Origin of the sequence: Aeromonas sobria (genome assembly GCF_050266975.1) — a bacterium.
In the GTDB taxonomy this organism is placed as follows: domain Bacteria; phylum Pseudomonadota; class Gammaproteobacteria; order Enterobacterales; family Aeromonadaceae; genus Aeromonas; species Aeromonas sobria_B.
The window spans coordinates 1-21,322 of sequence record NZ_JBKISU010000022.1 but is presented as its reverse complement, the minus strand read 5'-3'; the positions used below and the strand labels follow the sequence as shown (position 1 = coordinate 21,322).

Here is a 21,322-nt window from a genome sequence, read left to right as displayed (position 1 = left end):
GGCGTGTGGACATGGTGCGGCGCAGGATGGCGCCATTATAGGGATCTTGGGGCCACAAAAACAGCGGGCCGGCATGATTGCCGGCCCGCAGGTACCACCAAGGTGCGCTTAGTGGAAGGGGAACAGGTAGTTGAGCCAGCTGCCCATGCGCATCAGGATCTTGCGCATGACGGCCACATGGTGGAAGTGTTCGGTATAGATGGCGGCCTGGCCGCTGGAGCCTGCGATCACCTGGTACTGGGCCCATTCGGGGTCGGTGATTTCGAGGACGATGGGCAGGCGACCCGGCACCTGGGCCGAGCTCTGATCGATGAGGCCCGCCTGAGCCTGGATGTTGCCTGGCGCCATGGCAGGGATCACGGACTGCACCTTGGCCTTGAAGATGCGACCAGGGATGCCATCGAGCACCACTTCGGCCTCATCGCCCGCTTTGAGACGCTGCATGCTGTTTTGCCAGAACCAGCCGACATAGGCATTGGCATCCTCGTGGATGAAGGTCATGACGGGGCGGTACATGAAGGGGGCGGCGATCATACCGGGGCGCAGTGCCAGCTGTACCACATGGCCGTCGCTTGGGGCATGGACCACGGTCTGCTCCAGATCATATTGAGCGATCTTGAGCTGGGCATTGAGATCATCCAGGGCGGCTTTTTGCTGGTCTATCTGGGCGATGATGTCATCCACATTGGCCTGGGTCACATCCAGATCACGTTGCTTGCCGATGCCCCGTCGCATCAGCTCCTGGGCGCGATCCCGGTCCAGGCTGGCGGAGCGCTTCCTGGCGTCGAGCGCCTTGAGGTAATCCTGATTGGAGGCGAGCCGTGCCGTCAGGCTGGCGACCTTCTGCTGGAAGGGTTCGGCGTCGATGCGAAACAGCACGTCACCCTGCTTCACCGGTTGGTTGGCCTGCACCGGCACCTCGGTGACACGGCCCTTGACCAGGGGCACGATGGGGGTGGAGACGTAGTAATTGCGTGCCAGTTCAGAATAGGGATGGTTGTAGTTCATCAGCATGATCAGAGTACCAATGATGATGATGCCACCCAGTGCGGCAGTGGGCACAGTCCATTTATTGAGCGGGATATGGAATATTTTGAAGACGGCCACACACAGGGCCGTGTAGGTCAGGATTAATAGAAAGTCCATGGGTTATCCCTGTTGTTCGCTCTGTTCGATATTGTTGATGCGGCTCTTCAAGTCGGCCAGCTCCTGCTTCAGCGAGGCTAATTCGTTCTCATCTTTCTGCAACCGCTGATTGAAACCCCAACCGCGTTCGGGGCGATAGAGGGTGGCCCAGATCCAGAGGAAGGGCCAGAGCACATGCAGGGTAAACAGGCTGACCCAGCCCGCCACGTGAATGGCATCCTGGTGCGGGTGTTGGCGATGCTTGGCTATTTCATAGGGAATATCGTGAATGACGATGATTCCGTAAAACATGACCAAGACAACGAACACCAATATACCCAGGGCAATATAATCAAGTGCCATCTTTCTCTCCCGTTTGCATCCCAGTGGCAAGGCCAATGTCAGCCTAGCATCCACAGTCTATCCGTCGCCATGATGACAGTATGTTTTCCCAGCACAAAGAGGAAATTAGGTGCGGATCTTGGCGGTACAGTCTTCATTCAGGGACCTATTATGGAGAGGGGGAACGGCGGTTTTCTTCACACGGAATGTGACTTGGCACCAGGGCATGGACCGAGTAAAGCCAGGTGGACCATGGGCAGGGAGGCGGGTGTGGCGAGATGAAAAATAAATTTGCAGTGCAGGCGTTATGGGTCGGGCTGTTGCTGGTACTGGTCAATCTGTCCCTGGTCACGCTGGCCTTTGGCGCCGAACCCAGGCTGGCGCCCACCGAACAGGAGCAGGCGCAGACCCTGGTGTTGCTCCATGAACCCATCGTTCTGCTGCAGGCCAAGTTCGGGCGCCTGGACGGGGCGGCCCGGGTGCGCCTGGTCAAGGAGCGGCTCAAACGGTTGCAGGCGTCCGACCTTGAACACCCCATCACCCTGGTGAGCGCCATGCGCTTTGGTCAGGATACGCGGGAGTTTCTGGTCAATGGCAAGCGGATCCTGGTGCTGGTGGAGGGGGATCTCGAGGCCCTGGATGAGCTGACCCTGGATCAGGCGAGCGAGCGCGTCCGGGCGCGACTCGACAAGGTGCGGCTCAAGTACCTGGAGTTGCACTCCACCCCCTATCTGCTCAAGGCCGGCGGCATGGCGCTGCTGGCCAGTCTGATCTTCTTCGGCCTGGTCTGGTCACTGCAATGGGGGCACAGGCGGTTCAGGAAGTGGTTGGCCCATCGCCTCCTGCTGCAAAAGGGGCTGATCCCCCATCAATGGCGCCAGGTGGCGGGCAATGTGGAGGTCCGCCTGCTTGGGATCATCACCCTGCTGCTGCTGTTCATGCTCGCCTATGGCTGGCTCACCTATGTGCTGGCGCTCTTCCCCCAGACCCGGGCCTGGAGCGAGCGACTGGGGTCCTCCCTCTTTGCCCTGTGCGCCGACATGCTGGGGGGGATCATGGCCGCCATGCCCGGGCTGGTGACTGTGCTGCTCATCTTCGTCATCACTCGCCTGTTCATCCGCATGCTGGCCATCGTCTTCGATCGCATCGAGCGTGGCCAGTTCCGGGTGCAGGGGTTGCACGCCGAGACGGTGGGGGCGACCCGGCGCCTGCTCTCAGTGGTGATCTGGCTGTTTGCCCTGACGGTGGCCTACCCCTATCTGCCGGGGGCCAACTCCGATGCCTTCAAGGGGGTGAGCGTCTTCTTCGGCCTCATGGTGACCCTGGGCTCCGCCGGCATCATGAACCATGCCATGAGCGGCCTGGTGCTCATCTACTCCCGCGCCCTGCGCCCCGGCGATCTGGTGCAGATTGGCGAGGTGGAGGGGATGGTGACCGAGCTCAGCGCCCTCTCCACCAAGCTGGTGACCCGCCAGGATCACGAGGTGACCCTGCCCAACGCCGTGGTGGTGGGGGGCAAGGTGACCAACCTCACCCGGTTGGCGGGGGAGAAGGGGGTGGCCCTGCTCACCAAGGTGACCATCGGCTATGACACCCCCTGGCGCCAGGTCCATGCCATGCTGGAGCTGGCGGCCCGGCGCTGCGAGCAGCTCAACCAGGAGCAGGCCCCCCTGGTGCGCCAGCTCAATTTGCAGGACTGGTATGTGGAGTACGAGTTGCAGGTGCGGATGAAGCCGGGCTTGCTGCCCGCCGTGGTCAAGACCGAGCTTCACGGCCACATCCAGGACGTGTTCAACGAGTTTGGCGTGCAGATCATGTCCCCCAACTTCATTGCCCAGCCCGAGCAGGCGGTGCTGGTGGCCAGGGAGCAGTGGTACCAGGCGCCGGCCGAAGCGCCCAAAGAGGAGGGGGGGGCCGGCAACTGAGCCAGCCAACCGCGTCGGGGGCGCAACGAGAAAGGCCCGGCAGTGATGCCGGGCCTTTTGTCGTTGCCTGTCTGTTGGGTGCGGGTCAGCTCTCGTTGGGATTGCTCACCAGGGCCGGGCGGTACTTCAGCAGGAAGGCGACCGTGATGACGGCGGTGGAGGCCAGACCAATGATGGTGGAGATACCCATCTCCATGCCAAAGCCGATGGGGGCGTTGGCCAGGTAGGTGATGACCACGGCGGTCATGAACATGGCCGGTATGGTGCAGACCCAGTGCAGCTTGGCTTCCTTGGCCAGGTAGGCGGCGCCGGCCCACAGCATGATCACCGCCGTGGTCTGGTTGGCCCAGCCAAAGTAGCGCCAGATCACCCCGAATTCCGCCTTGGAGATGAGGTAGCCCACCACGAACATGGGGATGGCGATCAGCAGACGCTTGACGATGGGCTTCTGGGTCATGTTGAGGAAGTCCGCCACGATCAGGCGGGCACTGCGAAACGCCGTGTCGCCGGAGGTGATGGGCAGGATCACCACGCCGAGGATGGCCAGGATGCCGCCGACGGTGCCGAGCAGGCCGGTGGAGACCTCGTGGACCACGGCGGAGGGGCCGCCGCTGGCCAGGGTGGCGTTCAGGGCATCCGTACTCTCGTAGAAGGAGAGACCCAGAGTGCACCAGATCAGGGCGATGACCCCTTCACCAATCATGGCGCCGTAGAAGATGAAGCGGCCGGATTTCTCGTTTTGCATGCAGCGGGCCATCAACGGCGACTGGGTGGCGTGGAAGCCGGACACGGCGCCACAGGCGATGGTGATGAACAGCAGCGGCCAGAGCGGCAGATCGGTCGGGTGCAGGTTGGAGAAGTCCATCCCTGTGTTGTAGAACCCCTTGCCCGAGACCATGAGGCCGATGACCAGACCCACGGACATGAACACCAGCAGGGCGCCGAAGATGGGGTAGAAGCGACCGATGATCTTGTCGATGGGCACTATGGTCGCGAGTATGTAGTAGGCAAAGATGGCGCCAATCCAGTAGACCAGATCGGTGGAGGTGAGGCTGGCCAGAAGCCCCGCCGGGCTCAGCACGAACACCACGCCCACCAGCATCAGCAAGATGACGGCGAACAGGTTCATGAAGTGCTTGGCGACCGTGCCCAGGTGCTCGCCGACCACGGTCGGCACCGAGGCGCCCTTGGCGCGTACCGACAGCATGCCGGAGAAGTAGTCATGGACGGCACCGGCGAAGATGCAGCCGAACACTATCCAGAGCATGGCGACCGGGCCGTAGAGGGCCCCCAGGATGGGGCCGAAGATGGGGCCGACTCCGGCGATGTTGAGCAGTTGTACCAGGTAGACCTTCTTGTCGGACATGGGCACATAGTCCACCCCGTCTGCCATGGTGATGGCGGGGGTCTTGAGCTCGGGTTTCGGGCCAAATATCCGTTCGATGAACTTACCGTATATGAAATAGCCGGCGACCAGCAGGCCGACACAGAGGAAGAACCAGACCATTGTTACGCTCCAATGCTTGTTATTGTGGTGTGCAAGGGGAGTCTAGGGGACGGGTGTGTAAAGCGCATGTGAAAAAGCCTGAGCGGCCATGTAGCGGCGCGAGCGGCGGGCATCTGTGATCCCGCTCACGGTGCCGCGTTGATATAACGCTCAATTGAGGCCGAACTGCTCCTTGAGCTCCTTGAGGTAACGGCGGCTGACCGGCACGCGGGCCCCGCTGGGGGTGACTATCTCGGCCAACTGGTTGTCGAGCAGGGCTATCTCGAAGATGGCGGCGGGGTGGATCAAGTACTGGCGATGGCAGCGCAGCAGCGGGCTCTTCTCCTCCAGGGCCTTGAGGGTGAGCTGGGTATGGAGCAGCTCCCCCTGGCAGGCCACGTGCACCCCGCCCAGATCCGAGAAGGCGTACTCCACCTGGTCGATGGGCAGCAGCCGCACCCGGTTGTGCAGATAGCCGGGAATGTGGCGAATGGCCGGCGCCAGGGCGGCCACGGGCTGGGGGTGCATGTCCTGCTTGAGGCGTGCCAGCGTCTTGGCGAGGCGGGCAGGCTCCACCGGCTTGAGCAGGTAGTCGAAGGCGTTCTCCTCGAAGGCCTGGATGGCGTACTCGTCGAAGGCGGTGACAAACACGATGCGGGGCAGGGGATCGAGCATGGCCACCAGCTCCATGCCGCTGAGTTTGGGCATCTGGATATCGAGGAACACCACGTCCGGTTTCAGGGCATTGATGAGGGTGAGGGCCTCCAGGGCATTGGCCGCCTGGCCCAGGATCTCGATGGCGGGATCCTGGCCGAGCAGCAGGGCCAGTTCGTCCCGGGCATAGGGTTCATCGTCGACGATCAGGGTGCGGATCATGCTGTCTCCTCGGCGTGGGGGCCTCGTCTGTCGCCTTGTTGTGGAAAAGGGGTTCTGGCGTCGGATCGGCCTGTCTCCTCGGCGCGGGGGCCTCGTCTGTCACCTTGTGATGGAAAAGGGGTTCTGGCGTCGGCTCGGCCTGTCTCCTCGGCGCGGGGGCCTCGCCAGTCTCTTTGCGGGGGGAAAGGGGCTCTGGCGTCGGCCCGGCCTGTCTCCTCGGCGCGGGGGCCTTGCCAGTCTCTTTGCGGGGGGCAAGGGGTCATGTGCTCTCCTTGGGCAGGGTGAAGGAGACCCGGGTCCAGTGGTCGGGCTCGCAGCGAATCTTGATGCCGTATTGGGGGCCAAAGGCGCTCTTTAGCCGCTTGTCGACGATGGAGAGGCCGAGCCCGTCGCCGTTCGCCCCCGGCTGCCAGCAGCCGGCGTTGTCCTCGACGCTGATGGTCACGCACCCCTGGTGCTCCTGGGCGAGCAGCCGCAGCCGTCCCTGGCCGAGCAGGGTGGAGATGCCGTGCTTGATGGCATTCTCGATGAGGGGCTGCAGGGTGAAGCTTGGCAGGCGCAGCTGGGCCAGATGGGGCGGGATCTCGTTGATGACGGTCAGGCGGTCGCCAAAGCGGGCCAGCTCTATCTCCAGGTAGGATTGGCAGTGCTCCTGCTCCTCCTGCAGGGTGGCGAGTCCGCTCTGGCGCTTGAGGTTGTTGCGAAAAAAGCGCGACAGGTGCAACAGCAGCTCCCGGGCCTTGTCCGGGTTGCTGCGGGTGATGGCGCTGATGGTATTGAGGGTGTTGAACAGGAAATGGGGGTTGATCTGGGCCTGTACCAGCTTGAGCTCGGATTGCATCAGCAGCCGCTGCTGCTGCTCTATCCGGCCGCTGAGCAGCTGCTGGGAGAGCAGGTTGGCGATCCCCTCCCCCAGGGTGTGATTGATCTTGAGAAACAGCCGGGTCTTGGGCTCGTAGAGCTTGATGGTGCCTATCACCCCCATGTCCCCCTGCAGGGGGATCACCAGCACGGAGCCCAGCTCGCAGTGGGAGGAGATGCTGCAGCGATAGGGCTGGCTGTTGCCATCGGCAAACAGCACCCGGTTCTCGCTGATGGCCTGCTGGGTGAGACGGGAGGTGATGGGGGTGCCGGGCTTGTGGTGATCCTCCCCGGTGCCGATGAAGGCCAGGATCTTGTCGGTATCCGTAATGGCCACGGCGCCGACCCCGGTCTCCTCCTTGATGATGTGGGCGATTTTCTCGCTGGCATCGCTGGTGAAGCCCCGGCTCATGATGCCGACGGTGCGGTTGGCGATGGTGAGGGCCTTGGCCGAGAAGACCCGGGAGAACTTCTCATACATCTGTTGTTGATCGCGGATCATGCTGATGAAGAGCGCGGCGCCACAGGAGTTGGCCAGGATCATGGGGGTGGCGATGGTGCGCACCAGCAGCAGCGCCTTGTCGAAGGGGGCTGCCACCAGCAGTATGATGATCATCTGCATCACCTCGGCCACCAGGGTGACGAAGAAGGCGGTTCTGGGCTCGAACAGGGCATCCATCCGCCCGGCCCGCATCAGGCGCCAGTGGACAAGGCCCCCCAGCAGCCCCTCGCAGGTGGTGGAGATGGCGCAGGCCAGATCGGTAAAGCCCCCCAGACTGTAGCGGTGCAGGCCGCCGGTCAGCCCGACCAGCAGGCCGACCAATGGGCCCCCCAGCAGACCCCCGAGCACGGCGCCCACCGCCCGGGTATTGGCGATGGCATCGTCTATGTCCAGTCCCACATAGGTGCCGAGGATGCAGAAACCAGAGAAGAGCACATAGATGAGTACCTTGTGGGGCAGGCGCACCGAGAAGTGGGTCAGTGGCCGAAACAGGGGCGTCTTGGAGAAGAGATAGGCGATGACCAGAAAGACGCTCATCTGCTGCAACAGGGAGAGGATCAATTGCATAAAAAGTGTTCCTCATGGCGAGAGAGCCAAATGGTAACCATCGCTAGAAAACCGTGATCAGGATCTTGTTCTGCGGCCGCTCAGTCGGCACCCTGTTGAGTATTTTGCCAGAGAGTGGAAATAAAAACATATAAAATCAGTGAGTTAAATTGATATTTGTGTAAATGAGAAACAATTGGTATTCAAGTGGTGAGCATGAATGCATCCCGAGGATGCGCCACACGGAGGTGGCATGCTCCGCCTGGCCGCGAGGCTGGGCGTTTTTTATCCAGCTCCAATGGCGGACGATTCTGGAGGGGCTCGAGCAATTATTCAGGTTTGTCCAATGAGTTATCCCCAGCTTCTGGGGATAACTCAGAATGCAAAGTAATAACAGCAACGTCGCCCCAGATTGAAGAAGTGGCGCTGGGCCTCATCAAGCTCCTCCGGCTTGAGGGCGGCAGTGATGGTGCGCCCATCTTCGCGCAGATCGATGAGGCTAACCCCCTCGGTTCGCTGGCCCTTGATGAAAGGGAGGATCTTGGGGCTGAGGGGGCGGGTCGGCTCCGTGCTGATCACCAGGGCCAGGGCGCCGTCCGAGAGCTGTACCAGGGTGCCGGGGGGATAGACGCCGAGCAGCTTGATGAGCAGCTTGACCATGGATTGTTCGAACTTCTTCTGGGAGAGCTTGTAGAGCAGGCTGATGGCCTGATTGGGGGTGACCGGCTGGCTGGCGCCTCTGGGGTGCAGCAGTTCGTCGAAGTAGTCCACCAGACCGATGAGTCGCGCCAGCGGCGGTATCTCTCCTCCCTTGATCCCGAGCGGAAAGCCGCTGCCGTCGAGCCGTTCGTGGTGCAGGTGGGCCGCCTGACGGATCCTGGGCTCGAAGGCCTGCAGCTGATTGAGCATCTCCAGTCCGTACTGGGGGTGCATGTTGAGGTAGTTCTGCTCGGCCCGGGTCAGCTCGCCCCGTTTCTGGCTGATCTGGGAGGGGACCCTCAGCTCGCCGATGTCGTGGATGAGGCCGGCCAGGCCGACCTCTTCGACCACCAGGGGGGGCATCCCCAGCTCGCGGGCCATCAGCATGGCGATGAAGGCGACGTTGAGGCTGTGTTGCAGCAGGATGTCGCTGTGGGGCGTGCGAATGAGGTGCAGGCCCAGGGGCCCCTCATGCTGTGCCAGGCGGGCGGCCAGGGTGCGCACCAGCTGGGCCGTGTTGGCCAGCCCCTCGTCCGGTTTCAGGTTGAGGGCGCCGAGCGCCTCGCGCAGATCCGATATCGATTGGCCATAGGCCTTCTCGGCCGCCCGCAGGGAGCGGCGCCAGCGTTTCTCGTCAAAGCGGGTGTCAGTCGTGAGGGGAGCGGGGGGAGGGACATCCGGCGCCGTGACCACGGCTGGCTCCCCGTGCAGCAGGGGGGCCAGGGGCAGGTCGCTCTTGTCGGTGTCCACGGTGAGCAGGGCCAGATCCAGGTGACGAATGATGTCGAGCTGCTGCTGATCCTTGATCTTGAAGGCGTTGAACAGAAAAGGGTGCTGCTGCCAGCCCACGGGCAGGTGCACATAGTGACCCACCCGCAGCTGCTCTATGGATGCTTCTATCAGCGCCATATGACGCACTCCCTCGCCAAAACCCTACTCACAAGCTAGCAAAATTAGAGAGATAGACAAACAAAAAGCCCGCGCATGAGCGCGGGCTTTTGAGTCACTGCGGCGGCTTATCAGGCCTTGGCTTTCTTCTTGCCGCCTTCGACCTTGGCCTCAACCTTGGCGACCACCTGGGCCTCCTCGCTGAAGGGACGGCCGTAGTAGGTGTCCATCAGGATGGCTTTGAGCTCGCTGATCAGCGGGTAGCGCGGGTTGGCGCCGGTGCACTGGTCATCGAAGGCTTCGATGGCCAGCTGGTCAACCTTGGCCAGGAAGTCGGCTTCGGTCACGCCGGCATCACGGATAGAGGCCGGGATGCCCAGGGTGGCCTTCAGCTCATCCAGCCAGGTCAGCAGCTTCTCGATCTTGGCGGCGGTGCGGTCACCGGCGGCGGTCAGACCCAGATGGTCGGCCACTTCGGCATAACGACGGCGAGCCTGCGGACGGTCGTACTGGGAGAACGCGGTCTGCTTGGTCGGGTTGTCGTTCGCGTTGTAGCGGATGACGTTGCTGATCAGCAGGGCGTTGGCCAGGCCGTGCGGGATGTGGAACTCGGCACCCAGTTTGTGGGCCATGGAGTGACACACACCCAAGAAGGCGTTGGCGAACGCGATACCGGCGATGGTGGCGGCGTTGTGCACCTTCTCGCGGGCAACCGGGTCGTTGGCACCGTTCTGGTAGCTGGAGGGCAGGTACTCTTTGAGCAGTTTCAGGGCTTGCAGCGCCTGACCGTCGGAGTACTCGTTGGCCAGCACGGAGACATAGGCTTCCATGGCGTGAGTCACTGCATCGATACCACCGAAGGCGCACAGGGATTTGGGCATGCCCATCACCAGGTTGGCATCGACGATGGCCATGTTCGGGGTCAGCTCGTAGTCGGCCAGCGGGTACTTCATGCCGGTGGCGTCGTCGGTCACGACCGCAAACGGGGTTACTTCAGAACCGGTACCGGACGTGGTGGTGATGCAGACCAGCTCGGCCTTCACGCCCATTTTCGGGAACTTGTAGATACGCTTGCGGATGTCCATGAAGCGCATGGCCAGATCTTCGAATGCGGTCTCCGGGTGCTCGTACATGACCCACATGATCTTGGCCGCATCCATGGGTGAACCACCGCCCAGTGCCAGGATAACGTCCGGCTTGAAGGAGTGGGCCATCTCGGCGCCCTTGCGTACCACGGACAGAGTCGGGTCGGCTTCCACTTCGTAGAAGACTTCCACTTCCATCGAGAGGCCCTTGAGCAGACGAACCACTTCGTCGGCGTAGCCGTTGTTGAACAGGAAGCGGTCGGTCACGACCAGTGCGCGCTTTTTACCTTCCAGGTCGCCCAGGGCGATCGGCAGGGAGCCACGACGGAAGTAGATGGATTTCGGAAGTTTGTGCCACAGCATATTTTCTGCCCGTTTTGCGACTGTCTTCTTGTTGATCAGGTGCTTGGGACCCACGTTTTCGGAGATGGAGTTACCACCCCAGGAGCCGCAACCCAGGGTCAGGGACGGGGCAATGGCGAAGTTGTACAGGTCACCGATACCACCCTGGGTGGTCGGGGTGTTGATCAGGATTCGGGCGGTCTTCATCTTGTCGCCGAAGTACTTGATGCGGTCGGCGTTGCGATCCTGGTCGGTGTACAGACCGGAGGTGTGGCCGATACCACCCAGGTTGACCATTTTGCAGGCCATCTCGACGGCTTCTTCGAAGTTCTTGGCACGGAACATACCCAGAGTCGGGGAGAGCTTCTCGTGAGCGAACTCTTCCTCTTCACACACTTCCAGACCTTCACCGATGAGGATCTTGGTGGTGGCAGGCACGGTCACGCCGGACATTTCGGCGATCTTGGTGGCAGGCTGGCCCACGATGTTGGCGTTCATGGCGCCGTTGATCAGGATGACCTTGCGCACCTTGTCCGCTTCTTCCTTGGTCAGCACATAACCGTTGTGAGTGGCGAAACGCTCTTTCACCTGGTCATAGATGGCGTCAACCACGATGACGGCTTGCTCGGAGGCACAGACTACGCCGTTGTCGAAGGTCTTGGACATCAGGATGGAGGCGACGGCGCGCTTCACATCGGCAGTCTCGTCGATGACGACGGGGACGTTGCCCGCACCCACACCGATGGCGGGCTTGCCGGAGGAGTAAGCGGCTTTCACCATGCCCGGGCCACCGGTGGCCAGGATCAGGTTGATGTCGTTGTGTTTCATCAGGGCGTTGGAGAGCTCAACGGTCGGTTGATCAATCCAACCGATGATGTCTTTCGGCGCACCGGCGGCGACGGCTGCATCCAGTACCAGCTTGGCGGCGGTATTGGTGGAGTTCTTGGCACGGGGGTGCGGGGAGAAGATGATGGCGTTGCGGGTCTTCAGGGAGATCAGGGACTTGAAGATCGCAGTGGAGGTCGGGTTGGTGGTCGGTACGATACCGCAGATGATGCCGACCGGCTCGGCGATGGTGATGGTGCCCATCTCGTCATCTTCACTGAGGATGCCGCAGGTCTTCTCTTCTTTGTATTTGTTGTAGATGTATTCGGAGGCGAAGTGGTTCTTGATGACCTTGTCTTCGATGATGCCCATACCGGACTCTTCCACGGCCATCTGGGCCAGGGGGATACGGGCATTGCTGGCGGCCAGGGCGGCGGCGCGGAAGATCTTGTCTACCTGCTCTTGCGAGAAGCTGGCGAATTCACGCTGTGCTTCTTTGACGCGGGCAACCAGTGCATCCAGTTCAGCCATATTGGTTACTGCCATGTTTATCTCCTGATGATTTTGAAAAACTGTTTAGTAAGACCTTGGCAATGCCCGGCAATTATAGACGCCGTGTCAAGGTTGACTTGACCCCTATGGGGTATTTACACGTCTTACTGAACTGCTTTCGGTATCGATTATGGGTCGTCTCCCGTCGACGAAGCTTGATCTGGATCATGTGTAACAAAAGAACAAAAGAAATTTTATTTCACAATACATGTTTTGAGCATGTTACGGGCTTGTGGGAAGGGGGAGTGCCGGGAGAGGAGGGGGCGTGAAGGTCATTCACGCCATTAAAATCAAGCAGTTAAAACGACAACATCCCAGTGGCCCTGCTGCTCGGTGGGTAGAATGGGGGCCGCATTGTGGTAGAAACGGCGATCGTCGAGCACCAGATACTCGCCGGTTGTTAATGCTTGTTGGAAAAAAGGTGGTTGCCTTAATCCATGATAGAGCTGAAGTTCTCCGCCGCTGACCCCCTGGCTGCCACAGAAGAAGACGCCGATGAAGTCGAAGCCGTCTTGATGCACCCCCTCGGGGGCGGGTGGGGTCTCGCTGCCGGAGACGGCGCAGATCCGCATCTGATGCACCCCTATCTCGCGGCCATCCGCCAGGGCGGTGTGGCGCACGAAGGCGGCCAGCATGGCCTGGAAGGCGTCGTGCTCGGCGAAGCCGGGCACCAGATCGGCATAGGTGCGCGGCACATCCCCGAGAAACTTGTTGATGGCGGCGGCCTGGAAGAAGACACCGTTGTCGAGGCGGTGAAAGCCCTGGCCCTGTTTCTCGAAGCGGCCATAGCGGCGGCGGCGAAAATCGCCGTCGATATAGGGGTCGATCGGGAGTTGTCCGAAAAACCGCGTCAGGGCGGCAACCCGCTCCGCCGGCAGGGTATCGAGTTGCCAATCCAGCGTGACATCCGTATCTATCATTGCAAACTCCTCTTTTCGTGAGATGAAATATTGCCGCCAGGATCCACGGCGAGATAAAGTTCGAAGAGAGTTTATCAAAATGTTAATTCACTACAATGTTTTTTAACAAACGTTTATGTCGAAATTTGATAACACATTAGAGGAACTAACTGGAGAGCCCGCTTCAGCCTGAAATTATTTGATTGGTGACCCTACTCGCGATGGGGTAAATTTACGCACAATTTATTACCCCCGGCCTTGTGGCCGCTCCTGTGTGGATGACATCCGTGGCTGACATCGATTTCTCGTTATATCTGAAGTTTTTCATTGGCCTGATCGCCATCATCAACCCGCTCGGTCTGCTGCCGGTCTTCGTCAGCCTGACCAATCACCAGACCCCGTCCGAGCGGATGAAGACCAATACCACGGCCAACATCGCCGTCATGGTGATCTTGCTGGTGGCCATGTACATGGGGCAGCTGATCCTCGATGGCTTCGGCATCTCGCTGGCGTCATTTCGCATCGCAGGGGGCTCGCTCATCACCCTGATCGCCTGGTCCATGCTGCAGGGCAAGCTGGGGGAGGTGAAACACAACAAGCAGGAGAAGGGGGAGCTGGCCGCCCGTGAATCCATTGCCGTGGTGCCGCTGGCGTTGCCGCTGATGGCGGGACCCGGCGCCATCTCCTCGGTCATCGTCTATGCCAGCCAGAGCCACTGGCAGCAGCTGCTCGGCATGTCCCTGGTGGTGGTCATCTTCTCTTTCTGCTCCTGGCTCATCTTCCGCGCCGCCCCCTTGCTGTTCAAGCTGATGGGCAATACCGGCATCAACGTGGTGACCCGGATCATGGGCCTCATCATGATGTCCCTTGGCATCGAGATCATGGTGGCGGGGATCAAGGGAGTCTTTCCCAGCCTGATGTGAGATGAGTCAGTTTTGTCGTAGCCGGTCCCTGTGACCGGCTTTTTATTGTTTCTTTTTCGTAAACCATTTCCTAGAATCGAGCAGTTTTTGTATATAAAAACACCGTCACAGCCTATTTAAATGCTGAATAATTCGCTGAAAGTTGTTTATTTAACCAAACTCGCACGTCTGCCCTGATGCTATCTATTGCATTATCAGAAATGACAGGGAATTATGCTGACTGCGTGCCTCGGCCCGCATGATGAACAAACGCATGGAATGTTCTTGTTGGAGTAATGGAAATGACTCATAAAAAAACAATGATTAATACCCTTTTATTGGCCGCGCTATTCGGTGGAGCCTCCCTGGCCCACGCCGCTGATGTTCCCGCCGGCACCCAGCTCGCCCCCGAGCAGGTCCTGGTCAAAGGCAATGGCTCCGAGCCCGCCACCTTGGACCCGCACAAGACCGAAGGAACGGTCGAATCCAATATTCAACGTGACCTGTTCGAAGGCCTGATAAGCTCGGGCCCCAAGGGTGAAGTGCTGCCCGGCGTCGCCGAATCCTGGGAGACCAAGGACAACAAGCACTTCGTCTTCCACCTGCGCAAGGATGCCAAGTGGTCCAACGGGGATCCCGTCACCGCCCATGACTTCGTCTTCGCCTTCCAGCGGGCGGTGGATCCCAAGACGGGGTCTCCCTACTCCTGGTACATGGAGATCCCGACCATAGTCAACGCCAGCGAGATCATCGCGGGCAAGCAGCCGGCCGATACCCTGGGGGTGAAGGCGGTCGATGATCACACCTTCGAGGTGCAGCTGGAAAAAGCGATCCCTTACTTCGTCAGCATGCTCTCCCACACCACCACCTATCCGGTCCCCAAGAAGGTGATTGAGCAGTTCGGTGACAAGTGGACCCAGCCCGGCAACATGGTCTCCAACGGTGCCTACCAGCTGAAGGACTGGGTGGTCAACGAGCGGGTCGATGTGGAGCGCAACCCCCACTACTGGAACGACGCCAAGACCGTCATCAACAAGGTGACCTATCTGCCGATCCAGTCCACCAACGCCGAGCTGAACCGCTATCTGGCCGGTGAGGTGGACATGACCTATCAGATGCCCATCGAACGCTTCAAACAGATGAAGAAAGAGAAGCCCGATGAGCTGAAGGTGACCGGTTATGTGGGCACCTACTACTACACCTTCAACACCAAGCGCAAACCCTATGACGATGCCCGGGTGCGTACCGCCCTCACCTATGCCATCGATCGCAACGTGATCGCCGACAAGGTGATGGGGCAGGGTCAGACCCCGAGCTATGCCCTGGTGCCGGACTTCGTGGACGGCTTCAAGCCGGTGGCGCCCGAGTGGTCCAAGCTGAGTCAGGCCGAGCTCGATGCCAAGGCCAAGGCCCTGCTGGCCGAGGCCGGTTATGGCCCGGGCAACCCGCTCAAGTTCGAGCTGCTCTACAACACCGACGACAACCACAAGAAGGTGGCCGTGGCCGTCGCCTCCATGTGGAAGAAGCTGGGCGTGCAGGTGAGCCTGGTGAACCAGGAGTGGAAGACCTACCTGGAAACCCTCAAGCAGGGTCAGTTCGATGTGGCCCGTCGCGGCTGGATTGCGGACTACAACGAAGCCTCTTCCATGCTGGATCTGATGCAGACCACCCACGGCAACAACGACGGCAAATACTCCAACCCGACGTTCGACGAGCTGATGGACGAGTCTCGGGATCAGGTCGACGACGCGTCCCGCAACAAGCTCTATGCCCAGGCCGAAGAGATCCTGGTCAAGGACATGCCCATCGCCCCCATCTATCAGTACGTGACGGCCCGCATGGTGAAACCCTATGTGGGTGGCTACCCGGCCAACCCGCTCGACAACCTCTACAGCAAAGACATGTACGTCGTTGCCCACTGAGTAACCCGACCAGTCGCATAACAAGCAGGCCCGCCACGGCGCGGGCCTTAATTAAAACCGCGACCCTTTGGAAGCAGTACAGGACAGGAAATGTCTATGTTGAAATTCATCCTCAAACGTCTGTTGGAAGCGATCCCGACCCTGCTGGTCCTGATCACCGTCTCCTTCTTCATGATGCGCTTCGCCCCCGGTAACCCCTTTACCAGCGAACGGGCATTGCCGCCGGAAGTGCTGGCGAACATAGAGGCCAAGTACGGCCTGGACAAACCCATCGGCACCCAATACCTCACCTACCTGGGCAACCTGGTTCAAGGTGACTTGGGGCCTTCGTTCAAATACAAGGATTTCTCGGTCAATGATCTGGTGAGTCAGGCGCTGCCGGTCTCCGCCAAGATAGGGGCCTTCGCCTTCCTGTTTGCGGTCTTGCTGGGGGTCACCTTCGGCACCATAGCGGCCCTCAAGCAGAACACCCTCATCGACTATCTGCTGATGTCGTCGGCCATGGCCGGGGTGGTGATCCCCGGCTTCGTGCTGGCGCCGCTACTGGTGCTCTTCTTCAGCATCTATCTCGGCTGGTTCCCGGCCGGTGGCTGGCAGGGGGGCGGGGTGCAGTTCATGGTGCTGCCGGTGTTTGGCATGATGATGTACTACATCTCCGCCATCTCCCGCATCATGCGCGGCAGCATGATAGAGACCATGAACTCCAACTTCATCCGCACCGCCCGTGCCAAGGGCCTGCCCCTGCGCCACATCATCCTGAAACACGCCCTGCGTCCGGCCATGCTGCCGGTGGTCTCCTACCTGGGTCCGGCGTTCGTGGGCATCATCACCGGTTCAGTGGTGATCGAGACCATCTTCGGTTTGCCGGGGATTGGCCAGCTGTTTGTCAACGGTGCGCTCAACCGTGATTACTCCATGGTGCTCGGCCTGACCATTCTGGTCGGGGCGCTGACCATCACCTTTAACGCCGTGGTCGATATTCTCTATGCCTTCATCGATCCCAAGATCCGTTACTAAGCCGGGAGTACATCATGGTTGTCACAACTGAGAAACGCGAAGCCGTGGAGGCGTTCGCGCAAAAAGTGGAAGTGGTGGAGGGGCGTTCCCTGTGGAAGGATGCCCGCCGCCGTTTCCTGCGCAACAGGGCCGCACTGGTGAGCCTCATCATTCTCACCCTCATCGGGCTGGCGGTGATCGTCGGGCCCCACCTGTCCCAATACACCTTCGACGATCCGGACTGGGGCGCCATGCAGGCGGCCCCTGACATGGAGACGGGCCACTGGTTTGGCACCGACAGCCTGGGGCGCGATCTGTTCGTGCGCACCCTCTTGGGGGGGCGCATCTCCCTCATGGTCGGCATCATGGGGGCCCTGGTGGCCGTCATCATCGGCACCCTGTATGGCGCCACCTCCGGCTTCATCGGCGGCCGGGTCGACAGCCTGATGATGCGCGTGCTGGAGATCCTCAACGCCTTCCCCTTCATGTTCTTCGTCATCATGCTGGTCACCTTCTTCGGCCGCAACCTGGCGCTCATCTTCATCGCCATCGGCGCGGTGAGCTGGCTCGACATGGCGCGGATCGTTCGCGGCCAGACCCTGAGCCTCAAGAGCAAGGAGTTCATCGAGGCGGCCCATGTGTGCGGCGTCTCCAAGTGGAAGATCATCACCCGCCACATAGTGCCCAACGTGCTCGGCATAGTGGCGGTCTACGCCACCCTGCTGGTGCCGGGCATGATCATGTTCGAATCCTTCCTGAGCTTCCTCGGCCTCGGGGTGCAAGAGCCCATGACCAGCTGGGGTGCCCTGCTGGATGAAGGCTCCAAGTCGATGGAGGTGGCCATCTGGCAACTTCTGTTCCCCGCCGGTTTCATGGTGGTGACCCTGTTTTGCTTCAACTTCCTCGGGGACGGCCTGCGTGATGCCCTCGATCCAAAGGATCGATAAGACGGCAAAGGATCGGTAAGGCGCCAAAGGATCGATAAGACCCCAAGGGATCGATAAGACCTCAAGGGATCGATAAGACCTCAAGGGTTCGATAAGACCCCAAAGGCGCCACAAGCCCCATCCGCTGAGCGCGCGGCGCCAGCGGACTGGGCAGGCAAGCATCACGAGCGATCGATAAGGAATTTTTCAATGAATTTACTGGATGTAAAAGATCTGCGGGTGGAGTTCAAGACCCCGGACGGCAACGTGGTGGCCGTGAACGACCTCAACTTCTCTCTGGCGGCAGGCGAGACCCTCGGCATCGTCGGCGAGTCCGGTTCGGGCAAGTCCCAGACCGCATTCGCCATCATGGGGCTGCTGGCCAAGAACGGCATCATCACCGGCTCGGCCAAGTTTCAGGGGGAGGAGATCCTCAATCTCCCCGAAGCCAAGCTCAACCGTATCCGCTCCGAGAAGATCGCCATGATCTTCCAGGACCCCATGACCTCGCTGAATCCTTACATGAAGGTGAAGGATCAGCTGATGGAAGTGCTGATGCTGCACAAGGGGGTGACCAAGGCGGCGGCGTTCGAGGAGTCGGTGCGCATGCTGGACGCGGTCAAGATCCCAGAGTCGCGCCAGCGCATGAACATGTACCCCCACGAGTTCTCCGGCGGCATGCGCCAGCGGGTGATGATCGCCATGGCACTCCTGTGCCGGCCCCAGCTGCTCATCGCCGATGAGCCGACCACGGCACTGGACGTGACGGTGCAGGCCCAGATTATGACCCTGATGAACGAGCTCAAGCGCGAATTCAACACCTCCATCATCATGATCACCCACGATCTGGGCGTGGTGGCCGGCATCTGCGACAAGGTGCTGGTAATGTATGCCGGGCGCACCATGGAGTACGGCCGGGTCAACGACATCTTCTATCGCCCGAGCCACCCCTATACCGAAGGCTTGCTGCGGGCCATTCCCCGCCTCGACACCGAGGGGGAGATATTGCCCACCATACCGGGCAACCCGCCCAACCTGCTGCGTCTGCCCAAAGGCTGCCCCTTCCAGGAGCGCTGCCACCGCGCGCACGAGCGCTGCGGCCAGGAGTCGCCGCGCTTGCTGCCCTTCAACGACGGCCGCACCCGTGCGTGCCACTGGGTGTCCGATGCCATGGTCAAGGGAGTGAACTAAATGGGTACTGACAAGAAACTGCTGCTGGAGGTGTCCGACCTCAAGGTCCACTTCAGCATCAAGAGCGACAAGGCCTGGCCCTGGGCCAAGCCCTCCACCCTCAAGGCGGTGGACGGCGTGACCCTGCGCCTCTACGAGGGGGAGACCCTCGGCGTGGTGGGGGAGTCCGGCTGCGGCAAGTCCACCTTCGCCCGGGCCCTGATCGGCCTGGTGCCGGCCACCGACGGCAAGGTGGTGTGGCTCGGCCAGGATCTGACCAAGCTCGAGCAGAACGCCCTGCGTGAAAAGCGCAAGGAGATCCAGATGATCTTCCAGGATCCCCTGGCCTCCTTGAATCCGCGCATGACCATAGGGGACATCATCGCCGAGCCCCTCATCACCTTCTACCCCAAGCTCCCCAAGGCGGAGGTGGAGAGCCGGGTGCGGGCCATGATGACCAAGGTGGGCCTCTTGCCCAACCTGGTGAACCGCTACCCCCACGAGTTCTCCGGTGGTCAGTGCCAGCGCATCGGCATCGCCCGGGCCCTGATCCTGGAACCCAAGATGATCATCTGCGACGAGCCGGTCTCGGCGCTGGATGTCTCCATCCAGGCCCAGGTGGTCAACCTGCTCAAGTCCATCCAGAAGGAGATGGGGCTGTCCCTCATCTTCATCGCCCACGACCTGTCCGTGGTGAAACACATCTCGGATCGGGTATTGGTGATGTATCTGGGCAACGCGGTGGAGCTGGGCAAGGGCAAGGAGATCTACGCCAATCCCCTGCACCCCTACACCCGGGCCCTGATGTCGGCGGTGCCCATCCCGGACCCGGATCTCGAGCGCAGCAAGGTCATCCAGATCCTGGAGGGGGATCTGCCGTCCCCCATGAATCCGCCGTCCGGCTGCGTGTTTCGCACCCGCTGCCCGGTGGCGGGCCCGGAGTGCGCCAAGACCCGGCCCGTGCTTGAGGGCAACTTCGATCACGCCGTCTCCTGCCTGAAAGTGGATCCCCTCTGAGGCCAGGGCTCTGCCAGGGGCGCCCGTCGGGCGCCCCTCTTTTTTGCGCCTGAGTGAAGATGCGCCTTGGCGCCGCCGTGCGAGGCTGTTACCATCCGCCCCACAAGGGGAGTAACTTCTCGCCGGTCTGTCGTCATTACGGTGTGTTTGCGCAGCAAGCCACCCGGCACCCGGGCAGTCGATGCCAATCGGCTGTAAGTGAGACCTTGCCGAGAGGCAAGGTGACGCTGCTCCAAACGCAAACCCACGCCTCCCGGTCGTGGGTTTTGTCGTTTCAAGGAGAGCTGAACATGGGTGAATGGTGGATGTGGTTGGGGTTTTTCGCCCTGGTGTTGACCCTGCTCTGGGTCGATTTGCGGTTCGTGGGGGGCGGCCGATCCCACAAGGTCTCCCTCAAGGAGGCGGGCGCCTGGTCCCTGGTCTGGGTCAGCGTGGCCCTGCTGTTCAACCTGGCCATCTGGTACTGGGCCGACCTGCACCTGGGGCGGGAGATGGCGAACCAGAAGGGGCTGGAGTTTCTCTCGGGTTACCTCATCGAGAAGGCGCTGGCGGTGGACAACGTCTTCGTCTGGTTGATGCTGTTTGGCTACTTCGCCATCCCGGCCGAGCTGCAGCGCCGGGTGCTGCTGTACGGGGTGCTGGGGGCCATCGTCATGCGGGCCGGCATGGTGTTCGCGGGCAGCTGGCTCATCGAGCAGTTCCACTGGATCCTCTATCTGTTTGGCGCCTTCCTGCTGCTGACCGGGGCCAAGATGCTGTGGGCCGCCGACCAGGAGCCGGATCTGGAAAACAACGCCCTGCTGGGCTGGATGCGGCGCCGCTTCAAGGTGACCGAGCGCCTGGAGGGGGAGAAGTTCTTCGTCTGGCGTGACGGGGTGCGTTACGCCACGCCGCTGCTGCTCATCCTGGTGCTGGTGGAGGTGAGCGATCTCATCTTCGCGGTGGACAGCATCCCGGCCATCTTCGCGGTGACCACGGATCCCTTCATCGTGCTGACCTCCAACATCTTCGCCATCATGGGGTTGCGCGCCATGTACTTCCTGCTGGCCGGCGTCGCCGAGCGTTTCGCCCTGCTCAAATACGGCCTGGCCTGCATCCTGATGTTCATCGGGGTCAAGATGCTGCTGCTCGACATCTTCAAGATACCGACCGGCATCGCATTGGGCGTGGTGGCCCTCATTCTGGTGGCCTCCATGGGGCTGAGTCTCTGGGTGACCCGCAAGAAGCTGGCGTAAGGTCGTTCGGCTGGATTGGCGCAAGATCCCGTGCGGTGTATCGCCCTCGGCGTGGTGGCGCTGATCCTGGTCGGCTCCATGGGGCTGAGTCTCTGGGTGACCCGCAAGAAGCTGGCGTAAGGTCGTTCGGCTGGATTGGCGCAAGATCCCGTGCGGTGTATCGCCCTCGGCGTGGTGGCGCTGATCCTGGTCGGCTCCATG

General features: G+C 60.9%; 16 protein-coding genes. 8 read left to right on the top strand and 8 right to left on the bottom strand.

The genetic code is table 11. From position 1 onward, the window contains the following. Positions 1 to 108: 108 nt before the first annotated feature. Positions 109 to 1,146 (bottom strand): HlyD family secretion protein, encoded by a 1,038-nt coding sequence (locus ACLHZ1_RS13400; protein ID WP_427262493.1) that lies wholly within the window; start codon positions 1,144 to 1,146, stop codon positions 109 to 111. 3 nt (positions 1,147 to 1,149) lie between these two features. Then, a complete protein-coding gene (locus tag ACLHZ1_RS13395; protein ID WP_408797010.1) occupies positions 1,150 to 1,488 on the bottom strand; it encodes a DUF3302 domain-containing protein in 339 nt (112 codons plus the stop codon). Positions 1,489 to 1,745: 257 nt separating this feature from the next. Between ACLHZ1_RS13395 and ACLHZ1_RS13390 the strand changes: the two genes are divergently transcribed. Further along, the gene (locus ACLHZ1_RS13390) at positions 1,746 to 3,392 is read left to right on the top strand and encodes a mechanosensitive ion channel family protein (protein ID WP_427262492.1); all 1,647 of its coding nucleotides are present in this window, start codon (positions 1,746 to 1,748) and stop codon (positions 3,390 to 3,392) included. 85 nt (positions 3,393 to 3,477) lie between these two features. Here the strand turns inward: ACLHZ1_RS13390 and ACLHZ1_RS13385 are convergent, their stop codons facing one another. From ACLHZ1_RS13385 to ACLHZ1_RS13360, 6 genes are all read right to left on the bottom strand, one after another. Beyond that, the gene (locus ACLHZ1_RS13385) at positions 3,478 to 4,899 is read right to left on the bottom strand and encodes a carbon starvation CstA family protein (RefSeq protein ID WP_427262491.1); all 1,422 of its coding nucleotides are present in this window, start codon (positions 4,897 to 4,899) and stop codon (positions 3,478 to 3,480) included. A 150-nt stretch (positions 4,900 to 5,049) separates the two neighbouring features. Further along, the gene (gene btsR, locus ACLHZ1_RS13380) at positions 5,050 to 5,754 is read right to left on the bottom strand and encodes a two-component system response regulator BtsR (protein ID WP_427262490.1); all 705 of its coding nucleotides are present in this window, start codon (positions 5,752 to 5,754) and stop codon (positions 5,050 to 5,052) included. A 259-nt stretch (positions 5,755 to 6,013) separates the two neighbouring features. Next, a complete protein-coding gene (locus ACLHZ1_RS13375) occupies positions 6,014 to 7,684 on the bottom strand; it encodes a LytS/YhcK type 5TM receptor domain-containing protein (RefSeq protein ID WP_427262489.1) in 1,671 nt (556 codons plus the stop codon). Positions 7,685 to 8,038: 354 nt separating this feature from the next. Continuing rightward, the gene (locus ACLHZ1_RS13370; protein ID WP_427262488.1) at positions 8,039 to 9,271 is read right to left on the bottom strand and encodes an HD-GYP domain-containing protein; all 1,233 of its coding nucleotides are present in this window, start codon (positions 9,269 to 9,271) and stop codon (positions 8,039 to 8,041) included. A 110-nt stretch (positions 9,272 to 9,381) separates the two neighbouring features. Beyond that, positions 9,382 to 12,048, bottom strand: a complete 2,667-nt coding sequence (adhE, locus tag ACLHZ1_RS13365; RefSeq protein WP_427262487.1) for a bifunctional acetaldehyde-CoA/alcohol dehydrogenase — start codon at positions 12,046 to 12,048, stop codon at positions 9,382 to 9,384. Between the two features lie 296 nt (positions 12,049 to 12,344). Next, the gene (locus tag ACLHZ1_RS13360; protein WP_427262486.1) at positions 12,345 to 12,974 is read right to left on the bottom strand and encodes a 2OG-Fe dioxygenase family protein; all 630 of its coding nucleotides are present in this window, start codon (positions 12,972 to 12,974) and stop codon (positions 12,345 to 12,347) included. Positions 12,975 to 13,240: 266 nt separating this feature from the next. Between ACLHZ1_RS13360 and ACLHZ1_RS13355 the strand changes: the two genes are divergently transcribed. The 7 genes from ACLHZ1_RS13355 to ACLHZ1_RS13325 all read left to right on the top strand — a co-directional run bounded on the left by ACLHZ1_RS13355 (position 13,241) and on the right by ACLHZ1_RS13325 (position 21,121). Continuing rightward, positions 13,241 to 13,876 (top strand): YchE family NAAT transporter, encoded by a 636-nt coding sequence (locus ACLHZ1_RS13355; RefSeq protein ID WP_408796800.1) that lies wholly within the window; start codon positions 13,241 to 13,243, stop codon positions 13,874 to 13,876. A gap of 281 nt (positions 13,877 to 14,157) precedes the next feature. After that, positions 14,158 to 15,777 (top strand): ABC transporter substrate-binding protein, encoded by a 1,620-nt coding sequence (locus ACLHZ1_RS13350; protein ID WP_427262485.1) that lies wholly within the window; start codon positions 14,158 to 14,160, stop codon positions 15,775 to 15,777. Positions 15,778 to 15,873: 96 nt separating this feature from the next. Then, a complete protein-coding gene (oppB, locus tag ACLHZ1_RS13345) occupies positions 15,874 to 16,794 on the top strand; it encodes an oligopeptide ABC transporter permease OppB (RefSeq protein WP_041994937.1) in 921 nt (306 codons plus the stop codon). Positions 16,795 to 16,808: 14 nt separating this feature from the next. Beyond that, on the top strand, positions 16,809 to 17,720 hold the full coding sequence (gene oppC / locus ACLHZ1_RS13340; RefSeq protein ID WP_427262484.1) for an oligopeptide ABC transporter permease OppC: 912 nt from the start codon (positions 16,809 to 16,811) through the stop codon (positions 17,718 to 17,720). A gap of 189 nt (positions 17,721 to 17,909) precedes the next feature. Beyond that, positions 17,910 to 18,890: an ABC transporter ATP-binding protein gene (locus tag ACLHZ1_RS13335; protein WP_408796797.1), complete on the top strand. Its 981-nt coding sequence runs from the start codon at positions 17,910 to 17,912 to the stop codon at positions 18,888 to 18,890. Continuing rightward, positions 18,891 to 19,886 carry a murein tripeptide/oligopeptide ABC transporter ATP binding protein OppF gene (gene oppF, locus ACLHZ1_RS13330; protein ID WP_427262483.1) on the top strand — a complete coding sequence of 332 codons (996 nt, stop codon included), beginning with the start codon at positions 18,891 to 18,893 and terminating at the stop codon, positions 19,884 to 19,886. It abuts the gene before it with no gap. Positions 19,887 to 20,176: 290 nt separating this feature from the next. Next, complete coding sequence (locus tag ACLHZ1_RS13325; RefSeq protein WP_408796795.1) at positions 20,177 to 21,121, top strand: TerC family protein; 945 nt, start codon at positions 20,177 to 20,179, stop codon at positions 21,119 to 21,121. Positions 21,122 to 21,322: the final 201 nt, after the last annotated feature.